General features: G+C 74.0%; 15 protein-coding genes and 1 riboswitch. Of the genes, 6 read left to right on the top strand and 9 right to left on the bottom strand.

The window, feature by feature from the left end:
- Positions 1–85: 85 nt before the first annotated feature.
- Complete coding sequence (locus PS271_RS26070; protein ID WP_398385111.1) at positions 86–688, bottom strand: hypothetical protein; 603 nt, start codon at positions 686–688, stop codon at positions 86–88.
- A gap of 11 nt (positions 689–699) precedes the next feature.
- Positions 700–2,313, bottom strand: a complete 1,614-nt coding sequence (locus PS271_RS26075; RefSeq protein WP_398385113.1) for an APC family permease — start codon at positions 2,311–2,313, stop codon at positions 700–702.
- 172 nt (positions 2,314–2,485) lie between these two features.
- Between PS271_RS26075 and PS271_RS26080 the strand changes: the two genes are divergently transcribed.
- Positions 2,486–3,715 carry an FAD binding domain-containing protein gene (locus PS271_RS26080; protein ID WP_398385115.1) on the top strand — a complete coding sequence of 410 codons (1,230 nt, stop codon included), beginning with the start codon at positions 2,486–2,488 and terminating at the stop codon, positions 3,713–3,715.
- A 93-nt stretch (positions 3,716–3,808) separates the two neighbouring features.
- A riboswitch (cobalamin riboswitch) is annotated at positions 3,809–4,028 on the top strand.
- Between the two features lie 29 nt (positions 4,029–4,057).
- Complete coding sequence (gene nicT / locus PS271_RS26085) at positions 4,058–5,179, top strand: Nickel transporter NicT (RefSeq protein ID WP_398385116.1); 1,122 nt, start codon at positions 4,058–4,060, stop codon at positions 5,177–5,179.
- A gap of 43 nt (positions 5,180–5,222) precedes the next feature.
- Here nicT and PS271_RS26090 read toward each other — a convergent pair whose 3' ends face one another.
- Complete coding sequence (locus PS271_RS26090) at positions 5,223–6,431, bottom strand: MFS transporter (protein WP_398385118.1); 1,209 nt, start codon at positions 6,429–6,431, stop codon at positions 5,223–5,225.
- Between the two features lie 313 nt (positions 6,432–6,744).
- Between PS271_RS26090 and PS271_RS26095 the strand changes: the two genes are divergently transcribed.
- Both PS271_RS26095 and PS271_RS26100 read left to right on the top strand, forming a co-directional pair.
- Entirely contained in the window at positions 6,745–9,072 is a 2,328-nt protein-coding gene (locus PS271_RS26095) for a GH92 family glycosyl hydrolase (RefSeq protein WP_398385120.1), read from the top strand.
- Between the two features lie 99 nt (positions 9,073–9,171).
- Positions 9,172–10,614 carry an amino acid permease gene (locus PS271_RS26100; RefSeq protein WP_398385122.1) on the top strand — a complete coding sequence of 481 codons (1,443 nt, stop codon included), beginning with the start codon at positions 9,172–9,174 and terminating at the stop codon, positions 10,612–10,614.
- A gap of 21 nt (positions 10,615–10,635) precedes the next feature.
- Here the strand turns inward: PS271_RS26100 and PS271_RS26105 are convergent, their stop codons facing one another.
- The 3 genes from PS271_RS26105 to PS271_RS26115 form a co-directional block, all read right to left on the bottom strand.
- A complete protein-coding gene (locus PS271_RS26105; protein WP_398385123.1) occupies positions 10,636–11,499 on the bottom strand; it encodes an Fpg/Nei family DNA glycosylase in 864 nt (287 codons plus the stop codon).
- Positions 11,500–11,835: 336 nt separating this feature from the next.
- Entirely contained in the window at positions 11,836–12,993 is a 1,158-nt protein-coding gene (locus tag PS271_RS26110; RefSeq protein ID WP_398385125.1) for an FAD-dependent monooxygenase, read from the bottom strand.
- A 107-nt stretch (positions 12,994–13,100) separates the two neighbouring features.
- A complete protein-coding gene (locus PS271_RS26115) occupies positions 13,101–15,512 on the bottom strand; it encodes an excinuclease ABC subunit UvrA (protein WP_398385127.1) in 2,412 nt (803 codons plus the stop codon).
- A gap of 78 nt (positions 15,513–15,590) precedes the next feature.
- On the opposite strand from PS271_RS26115, the gene PS271_RS26120 reads away from it, so the two are divergent.
- Positions 15,591–16,319 carry a (2Fe-2S)-binding protein gene (locus tag PS271_RS26120; RefSeq protein WP_398385129.1) on the top strand — a complete coding sequence of 243 codons (729 nt, stop codon included), beginning with the start codon at positions 15,591–15,593 and terminating at the stop codon, positions 16,317–16,319.
- On the opposite strand, the gene PS271_RS26125 is transcribed toward PS271_RS26120, so the two are convergent.
- Positions 16,250–16,951: a PAS domain-containing protein gene (locus PS271_RS26125; protein ID WP_194959574.1), complete on the bottom strand. Its 702-nt coding sequence runs from the start codon at positions 16,949–16,951 to the stop codon at positions 16,250–16,252. The genes PS271_RS26120 and PS271_RS26125 overlap by 70 nt on opposite strands.
- Before the next feature lie 268 nt (positions 16,952–17,219).
- Here PS271_RS26125 and PS271_RS26130 point away from each other — a divergent pair, with 268 nt between their 5' ends.
- Positions 17,220–18,542, top strand: a complete 1,323-nt coding sequence (locus tag PS271_RS26130) for an NAD(P)/FAD-dependent oxidoreductase (protein ID WP_398385131.1) — start codon at positions 17,220–17,222, stop codon at positions 18,540–18,542.
- 24 nt (positions 18,543–18,566) lie between these two features.
- Here the strand turns inward: PS271_RS26130 and PS271_RS26135 are convergent, their stop codons facing one another.
- Positions 18,567–18,782, bottom strand: a complete 216-nt coding sequence (locus PS271_RS26135) for a dodecin (protein WP_120758082.1) — start codon at positions 18,780–18,782, stop codon at positions 18,567–18,569.
- 130 nt (positions 18,783–18,912) lie between these two features.
- Positions 18,913–19,407 carry a universal stress protein gene (locus PS271_RS26140; protein WP_398385133.1) on the bottom strand — a complete coding sequence of 165 codons (495 nt, stop codon included), beginning with the start codon at positions 19,405–19,407 and terminating at the stop codon, positions 18,913–18,915.
- Positions 19,408–19,409: the final 2 nt, after the last annotated feature.

The raw sequence follows: 19,409 nt of genomic DNA on the forward strand, positions 1-19,409 counted from the left end.
TAGAACTGTCCTCGAGCCCGCCCGGTGTGCATCCCCCGTCGCACCGGGCGGGCCCTCGACTCCCTCAAGGGGATCTCCGGGCGCGTCAGCCCGTGGCGGCAGGGAACTTCAGCAGGGCCACCGCCGCCAGCATCTGTATGCTCACCGCCGCCACGGCCTTGTGTGTGGGCAGGTGGTGCTGACCGCGGATCAGCAGCGTGGCGAAGGCGTAGCCGAAGGCCGAGGTGACCCAGGCGGCTGCCCGTACGGGGAAGGAGCCCCCGGGCAGGCACGCGTCCAGGGCGAGCCGCGGCAGGTCCGTCGCCCAGAACACCACGACGAACAGCGTCACCGTCGGGCCGAACTTGCCGTTGCCGCCGAGCCGGCGCGCGATGGCCTGCGTGGCGATGCCCAGCAGCAGGCTCGCGAGGACGAGGACCACGTCGGCTATCGCCATGGCCTCCAGGGCGAACGCGGGGCCCACCCGCCACCCTTCCCAGAAGCCGTCGCGGCCCATCGTCCCCAGCGCCCCGCAGAGCACGCAGAGGAACGCCGCCGCCCCCCACACGCTCCGGTCCCGCGCCTCGTCCAGGATCTCGACCGGGCGGTACCACAGCCCGAAGAAGAGGCGGTGCCAGTACAGCCTGCGGCGGCGTGCGGCAGGTGTGCGCGGGGCGGGAGGGGAGTGCGGGGAGGCAGAAACAGGCATGAATGCAAGTATCACCGCTCGGCGGGAACTCCGGTGCCGGGGTCGGCGTCGGGGTCCGGGCCGGGGCCCGCGTCGGGTCCGGTGCCGCCCTCGGCGTCCGGCCGGGGGTCGGGCACGGTACGTGTCCCTGCCGTCTCCGCCTCCGCATCCGGTTCCGTGCCGGGGTCGGCGCCGTGCAGGTACTCCTCGCTGATCTCCCGCGGCCCGAACGGCCACACCTTCTCGTAGCGCGCCCAGAGCAGGAAGGCCACGCAGCCCGCCCCGACCCAGGCCAGGGACCATTCGATGGGGTGCCGGCCGGGGGAATTCCGGTCCGCGTAGCCGTAGATGACGAGCCATCCGACGAGCGCGACCAGGCTCGGCAGCGGGTAGAGCCACATCCGGTACGGGCGCCGCAGCGCGGGCTGGCGCCGCCGCAGCACCGTGACGGCCGCGATCTGACCGAGCGCCTGGACGAGCACCACGACCGTCAGCAGCAGCTGGATGAGCGTCGCCAGATCCGTATGACGTCCTATCAGGAAGGCCACGCAGCCGATCCCGCCCATGGACAGCAGCCCCAGCACGGGGAAGCGGTGCCGCTGGTGCAGGATGCCGAAGGCGCGGAAGAAGACCTTCTCCCGGGCCGCGTGGTACGGGATCCGGGAGGCGCCGAGCATTCCCGTGAAGATCGAGGCCACGGCCGTGACGAGGATCAGCACGGTGACGGCGTCCGCCGCGCCCTTGCCCCACGTCGCCTCCAGCACCGCCGAGGCGACGGACGAGGACGCCGGACTGTCGGGGTCGAGCATCTCCTTCCAGTCGACCACGCCCAGGGTCCCGATCTGGAGGAGCAGATAGATGGCCATGATGCCGAGGATGGAGTAGATGATGGAGCGCGGGATGGTGCGCCCGGGATTCTTGATCTCGGCGCCCATGTACGCGGTCGTGTTGTAGCCGCCGTAGTCGTAGATGCCGATGGTCAGGCCCGCCGCGAAGCCGATCCAGAAGTGACTTGACGTCAGCTCGAAGGCGCCCGACGGGTAGGTGAAGGCCAGGTCCGCGCTGAAGTGGGTGTAGGAGGCGACGATCACCAGCACGACGGAGGCGATCATCACGCACCACAGCACGGCGGTGATCCGCGCCAGGTTCTCCACCCGGCCCCACAGCAGCGCCACGACCAGGGCGATGAGCACCAGGCCGGTCGCGTCGCCCTGCGTCGCGGTCATGCCGGGCCAGAGGTACGTCAGGTACTGCACGAAGCCGATGACGCCCGTCGAGAGGACCAGCGGGAAGTAGAGCATCATCGTCCAGACGAACAGGAACGGCATCAGCTTTCCCGTGCGGTACTGGAAGGCCTGGCGCAGATAGACGTAGCTGCCGCCCGCGCCCGGCAGCGAGGCCCCGAGCTCGGCCCAGATCAGCCCGTCGGCCAGCGCCAGCACGGCGCCCGCGACGAACCCGATGACGGCGTGCGGGCCGCCGAAGGCCGCGACCATCAGGGGGATGGTGACGAAGGGGCCTATGCCGCACATCTGGCTCATGTTGATGGCGGTGGCCTGGAACAGGCCGATCCGGCGTACGAAGCCGACCTCGTCCGGGTCCGCCGGCGGTCTGCCCCTGCCTGACGTGCCTGCCGTACCTGCCATGGCGGTCAGCCCCTTCTCGTGCCGGATGGGGTCCGGCTGACCTGATTATGCGTTCAATGCACTGGTAGCACCGGCGTGTCGGCCCCGTCCACCGTTCGGGCACGCCCGGCGGCTGCGGCTGCAAACGGCCGGGTAGGTTCCGTCTGCGACGGGGGTGACGAAAGGGGTGGGGATGCTGACAGGACGGGTGGCGGTCGTGGGCGGCTCGATCGCGGGGTGCGCGGCCGCGCTCGCCGTGGCGCGCGCGGGCGCCGGCGAGGTGGTGGTCTTCGAGCGGGCGGCCGGAGGGCTCGCGGACCGGGGCATCGGCCTCGCCGTCCACGAGCGGCGCTACGCGGAGCTGGAGGCGGCCGGGCACCTGGGCCCGGACGTGCCGTGGGTGCGGCTGACCTCGCGCCCCTGGATCGTGCGCGACGCCGGGAGCCGGGCCGGGCGGCGGGTGGGAGCGCTTCCGTTCGGGTTCCGTTCGTACAACTGGGGGTCGTTGTGGAGCGCCTTGCGTGCCCGCATACCCTCCTCCGTCGGCTACGAGCGCGGCACGGCGGTCGAGCGGGTGCTGCCCGGGCCCGACGGGGCCGTGCTGCGCCTGGCCGGCGGCCGCGAGGAACGCTTCGACCTCGTGATCGGCGCCGACGGATACCGCTCGGCCGTCCGGGCCGCAACCCGGAACGCGACCGTGCCCGGTTACGCCGGATACCTGGCGTGGCGCGGCGCCCTCCCGGAGGAGGAGCTGCCCGGGCCGGCCGGCGCGTGGGCCCGGGAAGAGGCCGCCACGGTCGCCTTCCCCGGCGGCCACATGATCGTCTATCGCATCCCCGGTCCGGGCGGCATGGGTACCAGCGCCAACTGGGTCTTCTACACCGCGCCCGACGACCCGGCCCACGCCCTGTCGGTCGACGACGCGGCGGGTCTCCCGCCGAGTCGCGTGCCCGAGGCGCTGACGGCACATCACCGCACCGTCGTGGACGCGCACTTCCCGCCGTACTGGCAGGAGGTCGTCCGGCGCACGCCCAAGGACGCCACCTATGTCCAGCCCGTCTACGACCTGTGCGTGCCGCGCTACGGGGAGGGCCGGCTCGTCCTCGTCGGCGACGCGGCCGCCGTCGCCCGGCCGCACTGCGGCAGCGGCGCGGTGAAGGCCCTCCAGGACGCGACCGTGCTGGAGCGCTGCCTGGCCGGCGCCGGAAGCTGGGACAGGGCCGTGGCCGCGTACGACGCCGCGCGGACGCCCGCCGGCCGCGCCGTCGTCAGCCTCGGCCGCCGCCTCGGCCGCGCCCAGGTGCAGGCCACGCCCGCGTGGGCGGCCATGGACCAGCCCGCCCTGGAGGCCTGGTGGCAGCGGGCGTCCGAGGGCGAGGGCAGCTTCGGCGGGCAGGCGCTGGACGGCGGGCGGGGGAACTGAGCGGGCCGGCGCGGCGCCGGGGCCGGGCATCCCGGCGACACACTTGCAAAGACTTCGCAGCTGCCTGACCTTCGCATCGGCGTCCTCCGGGCGCTAAAGTGACCCGGCCGTGGTGTTCGGGAAGACCGGTGAAGGACCATCGAGGTCCCAGTCCGGAGCGGCCCTCGCCACTGTGATCGGGGAGTGACCGTCCCATTCCGCGCGCCGCCCCACGGGCGCGCGGAGCCACTGGCCGCAGCCGGCTGCCGGGAAGGCGGGGGCGGGCGCGAACGGACCCGTAAGCCAGGAGACCGGCCACGGCATCTCGCAAATGGTCCACGAGGTGCTGGAGCGTTCAACCCCATGTCCCGATCCACCGATTCGACCGGCGGCACCGCGCCCGCCTTCCGCTGGCGCCGCCAGGACACCGTGCGCACCGCCGGCCTGCTGGCCGTCATCGCCGCCCTGCACGTCGTCGCGTTCGGCGTGCTCTACCTGCTCGTCGTCCCCAACCACTACACCGTCGGCTCCAAGGTCTACGGCGTCGGCCTCGGCATCACCGCCTACACCCTCGGCATGCGGCACGCCTTCGACGCCGACCACATCGCCGCCATCGACAACACCACCCGCAAGCTGATGGCCGACGGCAAGCGCCCGGTCTCCGTCGGCTTCTGGTTCGCCCTCGGCCACTCCAGCGTCGTCGTCGCCATGGCCGCCCTGGTGGCGGGCGGCACGCAGATCGCCGGGAAGCTGATGGACGAGGAGTCCACGACCCACCAGACGCTCGGCGTGGTCGGCACCACGGTCTCCGGCGGCTTCCTCTACCTCATCGCCGCGCTCAACCTCATCGCCCTCGCCGGCATCCTGAAGATCTTCCGCGCGATGCGCGAGGGCCGCTACGACGAGGCCGAGCTGGAGCAGCACCTGGACTCGCGCGGCTTCATGAACCGCATCCTCGGCCGCTTCACCCGCTCCATCACGCGCCCGGGCCAGATGTACCCGCTGGGCTTCCTCTTCGGTCTCGGCTTCGACACGGCCACCGAGGTGACGCTGATGGTGATGGCGGGCAGCGGCGCCGCCGCGGGCCTGCCCTGGTACGCGATCGTGTGCCTGCCGCTGCTGTTCGCCGCGGGCATGAGCCTGTTCGACACCCTCGACGGCACGTTCATGAACTTCGCCTACCAGTGGGCGTTCTCCAACCCGGTCCGCAAGGTCTACTACAACCTCACCATCACCGGGCTGTCCATCGCCGTCGCGTTCCTCATCGGCACCATCGAACTGGTCGGCGTCCTGCACGAGAAGCTGGCGCTGGACGACGCGGTGACCGGCTGGATCGCCGGCCTGAACCTCGACAACGTCGGCTTCGTCATCGTCGGCCTGTTCGTGGTGGTGTGGGCGATCGCCCTCGGCTACTGGCGCTTCGGCAAGGTCGAACAGCGCTGGGCGGCCCGCACGGCGGCGGCCCCGGCCCCGGCCGAGACCTGACCCGTACGCCGGACCGAGGGCTGACCCACGAGCCCGCCCGCGGTCAGGCCGCGGCGCGGGCGGGCGCCTCCCCGGCCTCCTCCCGCGCCGCCGGCACCAGATGCGCCTGCCCGGCGAGGATCACCAGCGTGCCCACGGCGACCCCCAGTACGCCGCACGCCGCTGCCCACGTGGCCCCGGCCCCCTCCAGGACCGTGCCGGTGACGGCCGACCCCAGCGCCACGCCCGCCGTCATCAGCGTCACCAGCCAGGCGAACGCCTCGGTGACGGTGCCCGCCGGGGCGAGCTCGCCCACCAGCACGAACACGACGGTGAGCACGGGCGCGAGGAACAGCCCGGTGAGCAGCATCAAGCAGGCCATGTACGGCGGGGCGGGCAGCAGGCACAGCAGCCCGTACCCGGCCGTCAGGCCCAGCATCATCAGCAGCGTGCGCCGCGGCGGCGCCACCCGCCAGTTCCGCACGGCCCCGTAGGCGAGCCCGCCGGTGAGGGCGCCGAGCGCGTTGAGGGCGAGCAGCGCCGGGGCGCCGCCGGGCATCCGGTGGCCTTCCGCGTAGGAGACGACGAGGACGTTGAGCGTGCCGATGGCGACGCCGACGCCCGTCAGGCCCGTGATCAGGACGGCCAGGCCGCGGCTGCGCAGCGGCCCCAGCCAGTCGGCGGGCCGGGCGGGCGCCTTCCAGGCCCGGGCGGGCGGGGCGGTGACGACGACGAGCACCCCGGCGATGCCCAGGAGCGCACCCGCCCACAGCGCGGCCGCGGGCGAGGCGACCGCCACGCCGCCGGCCACCACCAGCGGGCCGCCCACGAAGACCAGCTCCTGGGAGGCGGAGTCCAGCGCGTACGCCGACTCCAGCTTCCCGGGCGCGACGATGTCCGGCCACAGGGCCCGCAGACACGGCTCCAGCGGGGGAGTGGCCGCACCGGCGAGCACGACGCCGCTCAGGACGGCCGCGGTGTTGCCGGGCGCGACGGCGACGACGGCGAAGCCCACGGCCGCCACGAGGGCCGTCGGCAGCAGCACCCGCGGCTGCCCCACCCGGTCCACGATCCGGCCCAGCAGCGGCCCGCCCACGGCGGAGGCGACCGCGAACGCCCCGACGGCCGCGCCCACGAAGCCGTACGACGCGCCCGCCTGACGCAGCGCCAGCGGGACGGCGACGGCGGCCATCGCGCTCGGCAGCCGCCCGACGAGCGTGCCCAGGAGCAGCCTCATCACATGGGGGCCGCGCAGCAGGTCCGCATAGCTCACGGGGAGACCTCCCCGTCCGCCGAATCCTCCGGCCGCGGGGCCCTGTCCGGTGACGACGTGCTCGTGGGTGAGATCACACGACGATCGTTATACGTAACACCTGAGGCGTCAAGAAGTTTTCCGCGGGCTCGTACGGCACTGGTACGGGGGCGCGTAACCCGGAGGGGCTCACTCCGGCCGGGGTGAGCCGTCAGTGACCGTCGTCGCCACATCTGTCGCGCGGGGCATCATGACAGCACGTCAACCACTCGCTACCCTCGGCGCTGACAACGATGTCGGCATCCTACGTGGCGTCACCCGAGGGGCGTGGACGATGAGATGGACCGGACACCTGCGCTCGCGCACCTGCGCGGCCGCACTCGCACTCGCGGCGGTACTGGGCGGGGTCTCGCTCGCCGCCCCGGAGCCGGCCGCGGCGGCCGGCGGGCTCACCGGCCTGGTGAACCCCTTCATCGGCACCGAGAACGAGGGGAACACCTTCCCCGGCGCGGCCGTGCCGTTCGGCATGGTGCAGCTCTCTCCCGACACCGGCCACAGCACGGGCTACGACTACAAACAGAACCACATCCGCGGCTTCAGCACCGTGCACCTCTCCGGCGTGGGCTGCCGCATCGGCGGCGACCTGCCCGTGCTGCCCACCACCGGTGACGTGACCCGCACCGACAACGCCCGCTACGCCGCGGAGTTCAGCCACCGCGACGAGACCGCCCGCCCCGGCTACTACCGGGTCGGCCTCTCCTCCTACGGCGGGATCACCGCCGAGCTCACCGCGGGCCGCCGCACCGGCCACCAGCGCTACACCTTCCCAGCCACCGACAAGGCCAACGTCCTGCTCAACACCGGGCAGTCGCTGCACCGCACCGTCTCCACGACCGCCGAGGTCCTCGACTCCCGGACCGTCCGCTCCGCCATCACCGGCCGCGGCTTCTGCCAGGACACCCGCCCGTACACGGTCTACACGATCACGCGCTTCGACCGGCCCTTCACCGCCTTCGGCACCTGGAACGGCGACCAGGTCTCGCAGGGCACCCGGAAGTCCACCTCGACCGGCCGCAACGGCGCCTGGGTGCGCTTCGACACCACCCGCGACCGCACGGTGGAGGCCACCACGGCCATCAGCTACGTCGACGCGGACGGCGCCGCCGGCAACCTGCGCGCCGAGGACGACGGCTTCGACCGTACGGCCCGCGCCGCGCGCGACGCCTGGGAGCGCCGCCTGGGCGACGTACGCGTCCAGGGCGGCGCCGCATCACTGCGCCGCACCTTCTACTCCTCGCTCTACCGCGCGTTCCTCGCCCCGAACACCGGCAGCGACGCCGACGGCCGCTACACCGGCTGGGACCAGCGCGTCCACCGCGCCCGCGACTTCACCTACTACCAGAACTGGTCCCTGTGGGACACCTACCGCACCCAGGCGCAGCTGCTCGCGCTGCTCGCGCCCAAGGAGTCGCGGGACATGGCCCTGTCGGTGCTGCGGGTGGAGGAGGACGGCGGCTGGCTGCCCAAGTGGGGCTACGGCACGGTCGAGACGAACATCATGACCGGCGACCCGGTGACCCCCTTCCTCACCAACGCCTACCAGCACGGGCTGCTGAAGGGCCACGAGGAGGAGGCGTACCGCGCGCTGAAGCGCAACGCCGACGGCGTGCCGCCCAAGGACTCCCCGTACGTGGGCCGCGACGGCAACGACCGGTACATCAAGGACGGTTACGTGCCCTGCACGCCCTCCCGGCCCAAGGACAAGCCGGGCGACTCCGACCTGCACGAGGGCGGCTCGGCGACGCTGGAGTACGCCCTGGCCGACGGCATGCTCGCGAAGATGGCCCGCTCCCTGGGGCACCGCGCGGACGCCGAGCGCTACGCCGCCCGCTCCCGCAACTACCGCAACGTCTACGACCGGTCGACGGGCTTCTTCCGCGCCCGCGGCGCCGACGGCGCGTTCACGGGCCCGGCCGACCCGGCGAAGAGCACCTGCTTCCACGAGGGCACCGCGTGGCAGTACCAGTGGCTCGTGCCGCAGGACCTGCCGGGGATGGTGGACCTGATCGGCGGCAAGGAGCGGGCGAACACCCGCCTCGACTCCTTCTTCGCCTACGACCGGCTGCTGCGCGACCCGGCGCGCACGGCCCGCGAGGTGTGGGTCCACGGCCCGTACGACTACTACAACGCCGACAAGTACAACCCGCAGAACGAGCCCGATCTGATCGCCCCGTACACGTACCTGTCGACCGGGCAGCCCTGGAAGACGACGGACGTCGTGCACGCCGCGCTCACCCTCTTCACCGACTCGCCCACCGGGATGACCGGCAACGACGACCTGGGCACGATGTCGGCGTGGATGGTCCTCTCGGCCATCGGCGTGTTCCCCGTGCAGCCCGGTGCGGACGTGTGGGGGCTCAGCACACCGGTGTTCGACCGGGTGGACGTGGACCTCGGCGGCAGCCGCTTCACCGTGACCGCCCGCGGGACCTCCGACCGCGAGCGCTACGTGCAGTCGGTACGGCTCGACGGCGAGCGCTACGGGCGGACGTACCTGACCTCACGGCAGATCACCGACGGCGGCCGGCTCGACTTCACGGTCGGTGACAGCCCCTCGGAGTGGGGCACCGGGGACGCCGCCGTGGCACCCGCCATCGGCTGAACCCTGCCCGCCGGCGCGGGGCGGCGCCTTCCGTCGCCGCCCCCAGCGGTCCATGATGACCGCGATGATCCGCCGTCAGCGCCGACGAGAGGACATGACATGGCCGGGCTCCGAGCGGGACAGGGCATTCTGCGCCGCAAACCGATCGAGACGATCGAGGAGGCGGAGGAGGCCGAGGCGCACGGCGAGCACCTGTCCCGTTCGCTGGGCCTGGTGCAGCTCACGGCGATCGGCGTCGGCGGCATCATCGGCGCGGGCATCTTCAGCCTCGCGGGCACCATCGCCAACGGCGTCGCCGGGCCGGCCGTGCTCGTCTCCTTCCTCATCGCGGGCATCGCGAGCGCGGCGGCGGCGTTCTCCTACGCGGAGTTCGCCGGCCTGATCCCGCGGGCCGGCTCCGCCTACACCTACGGCTACGCCGTCCTCGGCGAGATCGGCGGCTGGTTCATCGGCTGGGACCTGCTGCTGGAGTACACGGCCATCGTCTCGGTCGTGGCCATCGGCATCTCCGGCTACATCAACTTCCTGCTCGGGGAAACGCACGCCCACCTGCCGGCGTGGATGCTCGGCGCGCCGGGCACCGGCACGGGGCACCGCGTGGACCTGTTCGCGGCGCTGCTCTGCCTGCTGATCGCCTGGCTGCTCAACATGGGCATCAAGAGCGCGGCCCGCTTCGAGACCGTGGTCGTGGTCCTCAAGGTCATCGTGGTGCTGCTGGTGATCGGCGTCGGCTTCTTCCACATCAACTCCGGCAACTACACCCCCTTCTTCCCCTTCGGTGTCAGCGGCGCGTTCACCGGCGCGGCCACCGTCTTCTTCGCCGTCTTCGGCTACGACGCGATGTCCACGGCCGCCGAGGAGTCCAAGGACGCGCAGCGCCACATGCCGCGGGCGATCATGTACTCGCTCGCGATCTCGATGGTGCTGTACGTGCTGGCCTGCCTCGTGCTCACCGGCATGCAGAACTACAAGGACATCGACAAGGCCAGCGGCTTCTCCACCGCCTTCAAGTCGGTCGGGCTCAGCGGGATCGCGGACGTCATCGCGGTCGGCGCGATCATCGGCATCCTCACCGTCATGTTCACCTTCATGCTGGGCGTCACCCGGGTCTGGTTCGCGATGAGCCGCGACGGCCTGCTGCCGAAGTGGTTCGCCAAGACGCACCCGACGCGGCACGTGCCGACGCGCGTGACCTGGATCGTGGGGGTGGCGTCGGCGGCCATCGCGGGCCTCGTTCCCATCGGGGAGGCCGCCGAGCTGACCAACATCGGCATCCTGCTGGCCTTCGCGGTCGTGTGCACGGCGGTGATCGTGCTGCGCTACCGGCGGCCGGAGCTGCCGCGGTCGTTCCGCTGCCCGTGGGTGCCGGTGGTGCCGGGGGTCGGGGTCGCCGCGTCGATCTGGCTGATCACGTATCTGGCGTGGCAGACGTGGGTCCGGTTCGCGGTGTGGTTCGTGGTGGGCCTGGCGGTGTACTTCGCGTACTCGTACAAGCACTCGGAGCTGCGCCATGCGGATGCGCGGGGGATTCCGCAGGAGTAGCCGGCCGGGGCCCGGCGGAAGCTACTTCAGCAGGCGCGACAACCGCCGGTCGGCGAGGGGCTTGCCGCCCGTCTGGCAGGTGGGGCAGTACTGGAGCGAGGAGTCGCTGAAGGACACCTCGCGGACGGTGTCGCCGCACACGGGGCACGGCTGCCCCGTGCGGCCGTGCACCCGCAGGCCGCTCTTCTTCTCCGCCTTCAGCTCGGCCGCGGCGTGGCCGCGCGCCCGCTCCACCGCCTCGTGCAGCACGGTGCGCAACGCCCCGTACAGGGCGGCGGTCTCGTCCTCCGTCAGGCTCGCGGCGAGCTTGAAGGGCGACATGCGGGCCGCGTGCAGGATCTCGTCCGAGTAGGCGTTGCCGATGCCCGCGATCACGTTCTGATCGCGCAGGACGCCCTTGAGCTGCCGTCGCTCGTCGCGCAGCAGCGCGGCGAAGGCGTCCAGGGTGAAGTCCGGGGAGAGCGGGTCGGGGCCGAGCCGGGCGACACCGGGCACGTCCGCGACGTCGCGCACGCAGTACGCGGCCAGCCGCTTCTGGGTGCCCGCCTCGGTGAGGTCGAAGCCGCCGCCCCCGGCGAGCCGCACGCGCAGCGCGAGGGGCCCCTTGCCGGGGCGGGGCGGCGCCTCCGGCAGGCTGTCCTGCCAGCGCAGCCAGCCCGCGCGGGCCAGGTGGACGACGAGGTACGGGCCTCCGCCGGTGGTCAGGGCCAGGAACTTGCCGTACCGGCGCACGGCGGTCACCTCCCGGCCCTCCAGGGCCGTGAGCGGCGGATCGTAGGTCTTGAGCACGCTCACGGCCACGGGCAGCACGCGCTCGACCGTACGGCCGACGAGGCGCCCGGTGAGGAACCCGGCGAGCGCTTCGACCTCCGGCAACTCGGGCATGGCTCCAGTCTCCCGCAGCGGGGCGCGCGGCACCTCCGGTGCCGCGCGTCAGGAGGCGCAGGGCACGCCCGGCCGGGCTGCCGCCCAGGCCGGCGGGGCCGGCAGCCGCTCCTGCCGGGGCCGGCCCTGCGTGCCGGGCACAGCAACATCCCTCCGCCGCAGCGGCGAGCAACCACGGCGACGCCTTCCGGCGGTGCCGGACCCGCCGCAGCCCTCGCCCGGCGAACAGCAGCAGGCGGCCGTCACAGCAGCCCCTCCCGCCGCGGCGGCGAGCAACTGAGACGGCGGGCGCTCCGGCGGTGCCGGACCGCCTCGGGCGTCGCCCCGCCGACCGCGTCAGTCGGCGCGCGCGTCCCAGTCGACGCGGTACGACGTCAGCCAGTCGTCCGCGCCGTCGGAGGCCGCGGCCGTCGCCCGTTCGCCCGGCGGCGAGGCGATCCGCCCGGCCAGCGTGGCGCTCAGCGCCACCACCCGCTCCACGCGCTCGCGCCGCAGCCGCTCGTACGCGGCGAAGGCCTCCTCCGGGCCGGGCAGGTCCCGCAGGCAGCGCGCGAGGACGACGCTGTCCTCGATGGCCATCGAAGCGCCCTGCGCGGCGTTCGGCGCGGTGGCGTGCACGGCGTCGCCCACGAGCACGGCGCGGTCGCTGTGCCAGACGGGCAGCGTGGGGATGTCGTAGGCGTTCACGCCGACGACGGCGTCGCCCGTGGCGGCGACGAGCGCGGTCACGGGCGTGTGGTCCCCGGCGAAGGCCTCCAGGACGCGCTCCCGCCACCCGGCCGGGCTGATCGCGGCGAGTGCCGGGCGGGGCTGTTCGGGCGCCGGGATGTTGGCGAACCAGTACGTGGAGCCGTCGGGCGCGCTCGTGCAGCCGAAGAACGCGCGCTGCCCGAACACCATCCGGTACGTACGCTCCGGGACGGCGTGGCCGGCGGCGTGCGTGCGGCCGCAGACCGTGAGCTGGCCGGTGTGGCGGGGCGGGGGCGCCGTGGGGTCGAGGAGGGTGCGGGTGCGGGAATGTATGCCGTCGGCGCCGATGAGGACGTCGCCCTCGGCGCGGGTGCCGTCCGCGAAGTACGCCACGACGCCGTCCGGCCCGCTCGTGGCGTCCACGAGCCGCTTGCCGTACGCGACGCGGACGCCCCGGCGGACGGCCTCGTCGCGCAGTGCCCGGTAGAGGGCGGCGCGCTGGAGGGTGCGCGGGCTCAGGCCGTTGCCGCTCGCGCCGGTGAGGGGCCGGGCGCCGAGCCGCGCGCCGGCCGGCCCGAGGAACTCCACGGTGTCCGCGGGGAAGGAGCACGCGAGGACGGGCTCGTCGGCCCCGATGGTGCGGAGCGCGGCCAGGCCGTTGGCGAAGAGGACGAGGAACGCCCCGAGACGGTCCGCACCGGTCGGATGCGCCTCGTGAACGGTCGCTTCGATGCCGGCGCGCCGCAGCGCCATCGCGGTGACGGAGCCGGCGATGCCGCCGCCGATGACCAGGGCGTGGGTCATGCTCCGAGCGTAACGGGGGAGGGGGGCGGCCCGTCCAGAGCGCGGGAAGCGCTCCGCCACGGCCCCGGGCGCCGTGCGCGACGGCGGCGTGCCGCGAGGCGCGGGGATCAGCCCTCGCCCAGCGCCTCCGCCAAGTAACGCGCCGTCGCGCTCCCGGCGGCCTCCGCCACTTCCCTCGGCGTGCCCGACGCCACCACGCGCCCGCCCTCCGCGCCGCCGCCCGGGCCCAGGTCCAGGACGTGGTCCGCGGTCGCGGCGACCGTCATGTCGTGTTCCACGACGACGACCGTGTTGCCGGCGTCGACCAGGCCGTGCAACTGCCGCATGAGCAGCTCGGTGTCGGCCGGGTGCAAGCCGGTGGTGGGCTCGTCCAGGACGTAGAGGGTGTGGCCGCGGTGCGTGCGCTGGAGCTCCGTGGCGAGTTTGATGCGCTGCGCCTCGCCGCCGGAGAGCTCCGTGGCGGGCTGGCCCAGCCGCAGGTAGCCGAGGCCGACGTCCTGGAGGGTGCGCAGGCCGCGGCGCGCGGCCGGCACGTCGCCGAGGAAGGCGGCCGCGGCGTCGACGGTCATGCCGAGGACCTCGGCGATGTTCGCGCCCCGGTAGGTGATCTCCAGCGTCTCCGGGTTGTAGCGCGCCCCGCCGCACGCGCCGCAGGGGGCGTACGAGCCGGGCAGGAAGAGCAGTTCGACGGCGACGAAGCCCTCGCCCTGACAGGCCTCGCAGCGCCCCGCGGCGACGTTGAAGGAGAACCGGCCCGCGGTGTAACCGCGCTCACGCGCGCCGTCCGTCGCGGCGAACACCTTGCGCACGGCGTCGAAGAGCCCCGTGTACGTGGCGAGGTTGGAGCGCGGCGTGCGGCCGATCGGCTTCTGGTCGACGCGTACGAGACGGTCGACGGCGGCCAGCCCCTCGGCCGTGAACTCCGTCCCGAACCCCGCCCCGAACTCCGGCCCGCCGCCCTCCAGGTGGGCCGCGACCGCCCCGGCGAGCACCTGTCCGACGAGCGTGGACTTGCCGGAGCCGGACACGCCCGTGACCGCGGTGAACACGCCCAGCGGGAACTCCGCGTCGAGGCCGCGCAGATTGTGCCGGGTGACGCCGCGCAGCCGCACCGCGCCGGACGGCTCGCGGGGCGTGCGCGGCGCCGGAGCCTCCTCGGCGAAGACGAAGCGGCGGGTCGCGGACTCCGCGACATGGGCGAGCCCCTCGACCGGGCCGCTGTAGAGGACCTGCCCGCCGTGCTCCCCGGCGCCCGGCCCGACCTCGACGATCCAGTCGGCCCGGCGCACGACGTCCATGTGGTGCTCGACGAGGAACAGGGAGTTGCCCGCGGCCTTGAGCCGGTCCAGGACGGTCAGGAGCGCGGCGCTGTCCGCCGGATGCAGGCCCGCGGAGGGCTCGTCCAGGACGTACACCACGCCGAAGAGGCCCGAGCGGAGCTGGGTCGCGAGCCGCAGCCGCTGGAGCTCGCCCGCGGACAGGGTCGGGGTGGGCCGGTCCATGGCGAGGTAGCCCAGGCCGAGCTCCGTGAGCACCTCGATGCGGGCGACGAGGTCCCGGGCGAGGGTCGCCGCGGCGCCGTCACCGCCGGCGGCGGGCCGCAGCGTCTCCGCGAGGGCGGACAGCGGCAGGGCGGCGAGCGCGCCGATGTCCTGCCCCGCGAAGGTGACGGCGAGCGCCTCCGGGCGCAGCCGCCTCCCGCGGCAGGCCGGGCAGGCGGCGCTGACCAGGTGCCGCTCGGCGCGGGCGCGCAGCGAGGCGCTCTTGGAGTCGGCGACGGTGTGCAGGACGTAGCGGCGGGCGCTCATGTACGTGCCCTGGTAGGGGCGCTGGATGCGCTCCGCGTCGCGGACGGGGTGGACGGTGACGACCGGCTGCTCGTCGGTGAAGAGGATCCAGTCGCGGTCCTTCTGCGGGAGCTCGCGCCACGGCCGGTCGACGTCGTGGCCGAGGGCGTCGAGGATGTCCCGCAGGTTCTTCCCCTGCCAGGCGCCGGGCCAGGCGGCGATCGCGCCCTCGCGGATGGAGAGCGAGGTGTCGGGGACGAGCGAGTCCTCGGTGACCCGGTGCACCAGGCCGAGGCCGTGGCACTCCGGGCAGGCGCCCGCGGCGGTGTTCGGCGAGAACGCGTCGGAATCGAGCCGCGCGGCGCCCTCGGGATAGTCGCCCGCGCGGGAGAACAGCATGCGCAGCGAGTTCGACAGCGTGGTGACCGTGCCGACGGAGGAGCGCGAGGTCGGCGCGGAGCGGCGCTGCTCCAGGGCCACGGCCGGCGGCAGCCCGGTGATCTCCTCGACCTTGGGCGCGCCCACCTGGTGGATCAGCCGGCGCGCGTACGGGGCGACGGACTCGAAGTAGCGGCGCTGGGCCTCGGCGTAGACCGTGCCGAACGCGAGGCTGCTCTTGCCGGAGCCGGAGACCCCGGCGAAGACGACGAGCGCGTCGCGGGGGATGTCGACGTCGACGGCCTTGAGGTTGTGTTCGCGGGCACCGCGGACCCGGACGTACGGGTCGTGCATGGGGGGACTCCGGGGGCGCGTGGTGGGGATCGGTGCCGAGTTTATGTCCCCGCCCCGCGGAATGGGATCATCACCTCCATGCGCCTGACCCGCCTGCCCGAACTCGCGTCCGTGGGACCTTTCTTCGCGCTGCGGACCGGCGAGGCGCCGGCCGGGGCCGCGGAGTACGGGCCGCTCGACGAGCCGACCGTACGGGCCCGGGTGGAGACCGTCGCGCGGCGCCTCGGCACGGAGGACCGCCGCGTGGCCGCGTCCGTCGCCTACCAGGGCATCGCGGGGCGGCTGCTGTCGATCGCCCTGGGCTCGGCGGTCCTCACCGGCGAGGTCCCCGGCCTCGCGGGCGGCCGGCTGCGCTGGCACCCGGCCCGCACCGCGCCGGACGACCTGTGGCTGCCGGACCCGGAGGCCCTGCCGCACCCCGCGCACGGCGGGCCCGCCGCCCTGATCCGCGAGCACGTCCTCCGCGGCTCCCTGACGGACCTGCACCGCACCACGCGCGCGGTCGTCGCGATCTCCGGCCGCCTCCTGTGGGGCAACGCCGCGTCCTCGCTCGCCGGCTCCCTGCGCGTGCTGCACACCTGGTGCTGCGAGCAGGGCCGGCCGCAGGACGCCGCCCGCGCGACCGCCCTCGCCCGCGCCGTCCTGGACGACCCGCTGCTGCACGGCACCGGCACCCTCACGGCGGGCGGACCGCCGCACGCGGCGCCGTCCTTCGTCCGCAGCACCTGCTGCCTCTACTACCGCGTGCCGCCCGGCGGGACGTGCGGCGACTGCGTGCTGCGGCACGCGCCGCCCCGCGTGCGCTGAGGGAACGGGGCGGGCGGCCACTCGCGCGTTGAGAGCACCCCGAGGACGTACGCCTTCGCCACCAGCGCCGTGCGGTTGGGCACGCGCCAGCGCCGCGTGAGCCGCGTCAGGTGGTAATTGACCCCGTCCACGGTCAGGCCGACGGCCTTGCCGATGGCGGCCGTCGTCGCCCCCGCGGCGGCCAGGGCCAGGATGTGCCCCTCCACCACGCTGACCTCGGCCACCGGCTCCGCCGGGCGGGGGACCGTCTCGGCGGCGGCCCGCACCCGCAGCACCGCGAGCAGCATCGGGCTCGGCGGGAAGCCGTCGCCGACCGGGTCCACGAGCAGCTCGCCCTCCCGCTCGACGCCGCCCGCGCCCGCCAGCCAGCGCACCTCGATCGGGTGACGCGGCCGGCGGCCGAGCCGCAGCGCCTCGATGTGCCGGTCGAGCCGGCCCGGCAGCCGTGGCCGGAACAGCTCGTGCAGGTTCCGGCCGCGCAGCCGGCCCGGTGACGTGCCCCACTCGGCGGCCATGGCCGGGTTCGCGACCGTGACCTCGCCGTCCGGGCGGCAGACCGCGATCGGGGTCGGAATGCGGTCGAGGAGCAGCAGGAAATGATTGCGCCAACTGATGTATTCGTCGCTCACCACGGTATGCCCGGCCCCTCGCTCGTCCCGTGCCCGTCCAAGGGCCTGTCCAGTGCTTGCCCGGCGGGCCGCGCCCGGGAGCGTCGGGCCGCGAACCACTGCACAATCGTGCAGTTCTGTATACGACCGGAATAAGCGACTTGCAGACCTGCCGGTCCGGGCCTTCCCCGTCCCCGGCATCCGTTCGGCCCCGTTTGGACCGCTGCCCGGCGGACAACCGGAGAACGCGGACCACCGGAGAACCCCCGCAACCGGAACCCGGGAGGCGCGAGTGAGCAACCGAGCCAGGATCGTCATCGTCGGAGCCGGATTCGCCGGCTACCAGGCCGCCCGCGAGCTGTCCCGCACGGCACGCGGCGCCGCCGAGATCGTGCTGGTCAACCCGCACGACCACTTCCTCTACCTGCCCCTCCTGCCCGAGGTCGCGGCCGGCGTCCTCGAACCGCGCCGGGTGACGGTGTCCCTGACCGGGACGCTGCCGCACGTGCGGCTGGTCCTCGGCACCGTGGACGCGGTCGACCTCGACGGGCGGCACGTCACGTACACCGGCCCCGAGGGCGACCGCGGATCCCTGCGCTACGACCGGCTCCTCCTCACGGTGGGCAGCGTCAACAAGCTGCTGCCCGTGCCCGGCGTGGCCGAGCGCGCCCACGGCTTCCGCGGCCTGCCCGAGGCCCTCTACCTGCGCGACCACGTCGTACGCCAGACCGAACTGGCCGCCTCCGCGGCCTCCGCGGAGGAGTGCGCCGCCCGCCTGACCTTCGCGGTCGCCGGCGCCGGCTACACCGGCACCGAAGTCGCCGCGCACGGCGTGCTGTTCACGGACTCCCTCGTACGCCGCAACAGCGCCCTGCGCGCGGCCGGCGCCCGCCCCCGCTGGCTGCTGCTCGACACGGCCCCGCGCATCCTCCCCGGGCTGGACGAGCGCCTCTCCCGCACCGCCGAGCGCGTGCTGCGCCGCCGCGGCGTGGAGATCCGTACGCGCACGTCCGTCAAGGAGGCCACGCGCGAGGGCGTGCACCTGGACGACGGAGAGTTCGTCCCCACCCGCTCCCTCGTCTGGTGCGTCGGCGTCCGCCCGGACCCGCTGGTCGCCGGCCTCGGCCTGCCCACGGAACAGGGGCGGCTGTGCGTGGACGAGTACCTGGCTGTGCCCGGCCGGCCGGAGGTCCTCGCCTGCGGCGACGCCGCCGCCGTGCCCGACCTCACGCGGCCCGGCGAGTACACCCCCATGACCGCCCAGCACGCCCAGCGCCAAGGCCGGGCCGCCGCCCGCAACATCGCGGCCTCCTACGGGCGCGGCGAGCGCCGCCCGTACCGCCACCGCGACCTGGGCTTCACCGTCGCACTCGGCGGTGCTCAGGCGGCGGCCGACCCGCTGCACATCCCGCTGTCCGGGCCCGTGGCCGCCGCGGTCACCCGCGGCTACCACCTGGCGGCCATGCCCGGCAACCGCATCCGTGTGGCCGCCGACTGGCTCCTGGACGCGGCCCTGCCCCGCCAGGGCGTCCAGCTGGGCCTCGTCCGCGCCGGCTCCGTCCCCCTGGACACCGAGACCCCGGAGACGGCCCGCACGCCCGGATGGGAGGCGTAGGCACGTACCGGCCGCCGCCGGTGCTCAGTCGCCGCCGTCCAGGCGGAAGCCGACCTTGAGGCCCACCTGGTAGTGCCCGATCGCGCCGTCCACCAGATGGCCCCTGATCTGCGTGACCTCGAACCAGTCGAGGTTGCGCAGCGTCTGCGAGGCGCGGGCGAGGCCGTTGCGGACGGCCTGGTCGACGCCGTCCGGGGAGGACCCGACGATCTCCGTCACGCGGTAGGTGTGGTGCGTCATGGGCGCTGCTCCAGGTGCTGGTGGAAGCGGTCCGGTCACCACCACCGTGGCGCACCCCGCGCCCCCGCGCGAGGCGAGCGCGTACGCCCGGCTCACCGCGACCGCCGGGAGCCCGCGGCCCCGCCGCCCGCTACGGCACCACGGTCACCGGCCAGCGCCCCGCCTTCACCAGCCGCACCGCGACCGAGCCGACGATGCGGTGGCCGGCGCGCTCCGAGGCGCCGACGACCACCGCGTCCGCCTTGAGGTCGTCGGCCGCCTGGACGAGGCCCTGGTAGGGGTCGCCGCGGAAGGTGTGGAACTCCCAGCGCACCCCGGGCTCGCCGCGCAGCCGCTCGGCCGCCTCGCGGATCTCGGCGAGGAGCTCCTCGGCGACCTCCTCCGTCGTCTCCGACACCGGCGCGCCCAGTGCCGCGCCGCCCGCCAGCAGCGGCTGCACGTAGACGACGGCGAGCAGCGCGTGCTGACGGCGGGCCAGGCCCGCGGCGTAGGCGGCGGCACGCCAGGACGTGCCGGAGCCGTCGACGCCGGCGACGATCACCTTCGGCCCGTCCGTGCCGCGCTCGAAGCCAGCCGGCAGGCTCCCGTTCTGCGGTTTCTGCGGTTCGTTCAGCTCGTCCTTCACAC

The organism is Streptomyces sp. SCA2-17 (genome assembly GCF_044336695.1).

Excerpts from the sequence above, each read along its gene's own strand:
- PS271_RS26095 (WP_398385120.1), top strand. The coding sequence starts at position 6,745 with ATGAGATGGACCGGACACCTGCGCTCGCGCACCTGCGCGGCCGCACTC.
- PS271_RS26115 (WP_398385127.1), bottom strand. The coding sequence starts at position 15,512 with ATGCACGACCCGTACGTCCGGGTCCGCGGTGCCCGCGAACACAACCTC.
- PS271_RS26120 (WP_398385129.1), top strand. The coding sequence starts at position 15,591 with ATGCGCCTGACCCGCCTGCCCGAACTCGCGTCCGTGGGACCTTTCTTC.
- PS271_RS26100 (WP_398385122.1), top strand. The coding sequence starts at position 9,172 with ATGGCCGGGCTCCGAGCGGGACAGGGCATTCTGCGCCGCAAACCGATC.
- PS271_RS26080 (WP_398385115.1), top strand. The coding sequence starts at position 2,486 with ATGCTGACAGGACGGGTGGCGGTCGTGGGCGGCTCGATCGCGGGGTGC.
- nicT (WP_398385116.1), top strand. The coding sequence starts at position 4,058 with ATGTCCCGATCCACCGATTCGACCGGCGGCACCGCGCCCGCCTTCCGC.
- PS271_RS26075 (WP_398385113.1), bottom strand. The coding sequence starts at position 2,313 with ATGGCAGGTACGGCAGGCACGTCAGGCAGGGGCAGACCGCCGGCGGAC.
- PS271_RS26070 (WP_398385111.1), bottom strand. The coding sequence starts at position 688 with ATGCCTGTTTCTGCCTCCCCGCACTCCCCTCCCGCCCCGCGCACACCT.
- PS271_RS26135 (WP_120758082.1), bottom strand. The coding sequence starts at position 18,782 with ATGACGCACCACACCTACCGCGTGACGGAGATCGTCGGGTCCTCCCCG.
- PS271_RS26105 (WP_398385123.1), bottom strand. The coding sequence starts at position 11,499 with ATGCCCGAGTTGCCGGAGGTCGAAGCGCTCGCCGGGTTCCTCACCGGG.
- PS271_RS26110 (WP_398385125.1), bottom strand. The coding sequence starts at position 12,993 with ATGACCCACGCCCTGGTCATCGGCGGCGGCATCGCCGGCTCCGTCACC.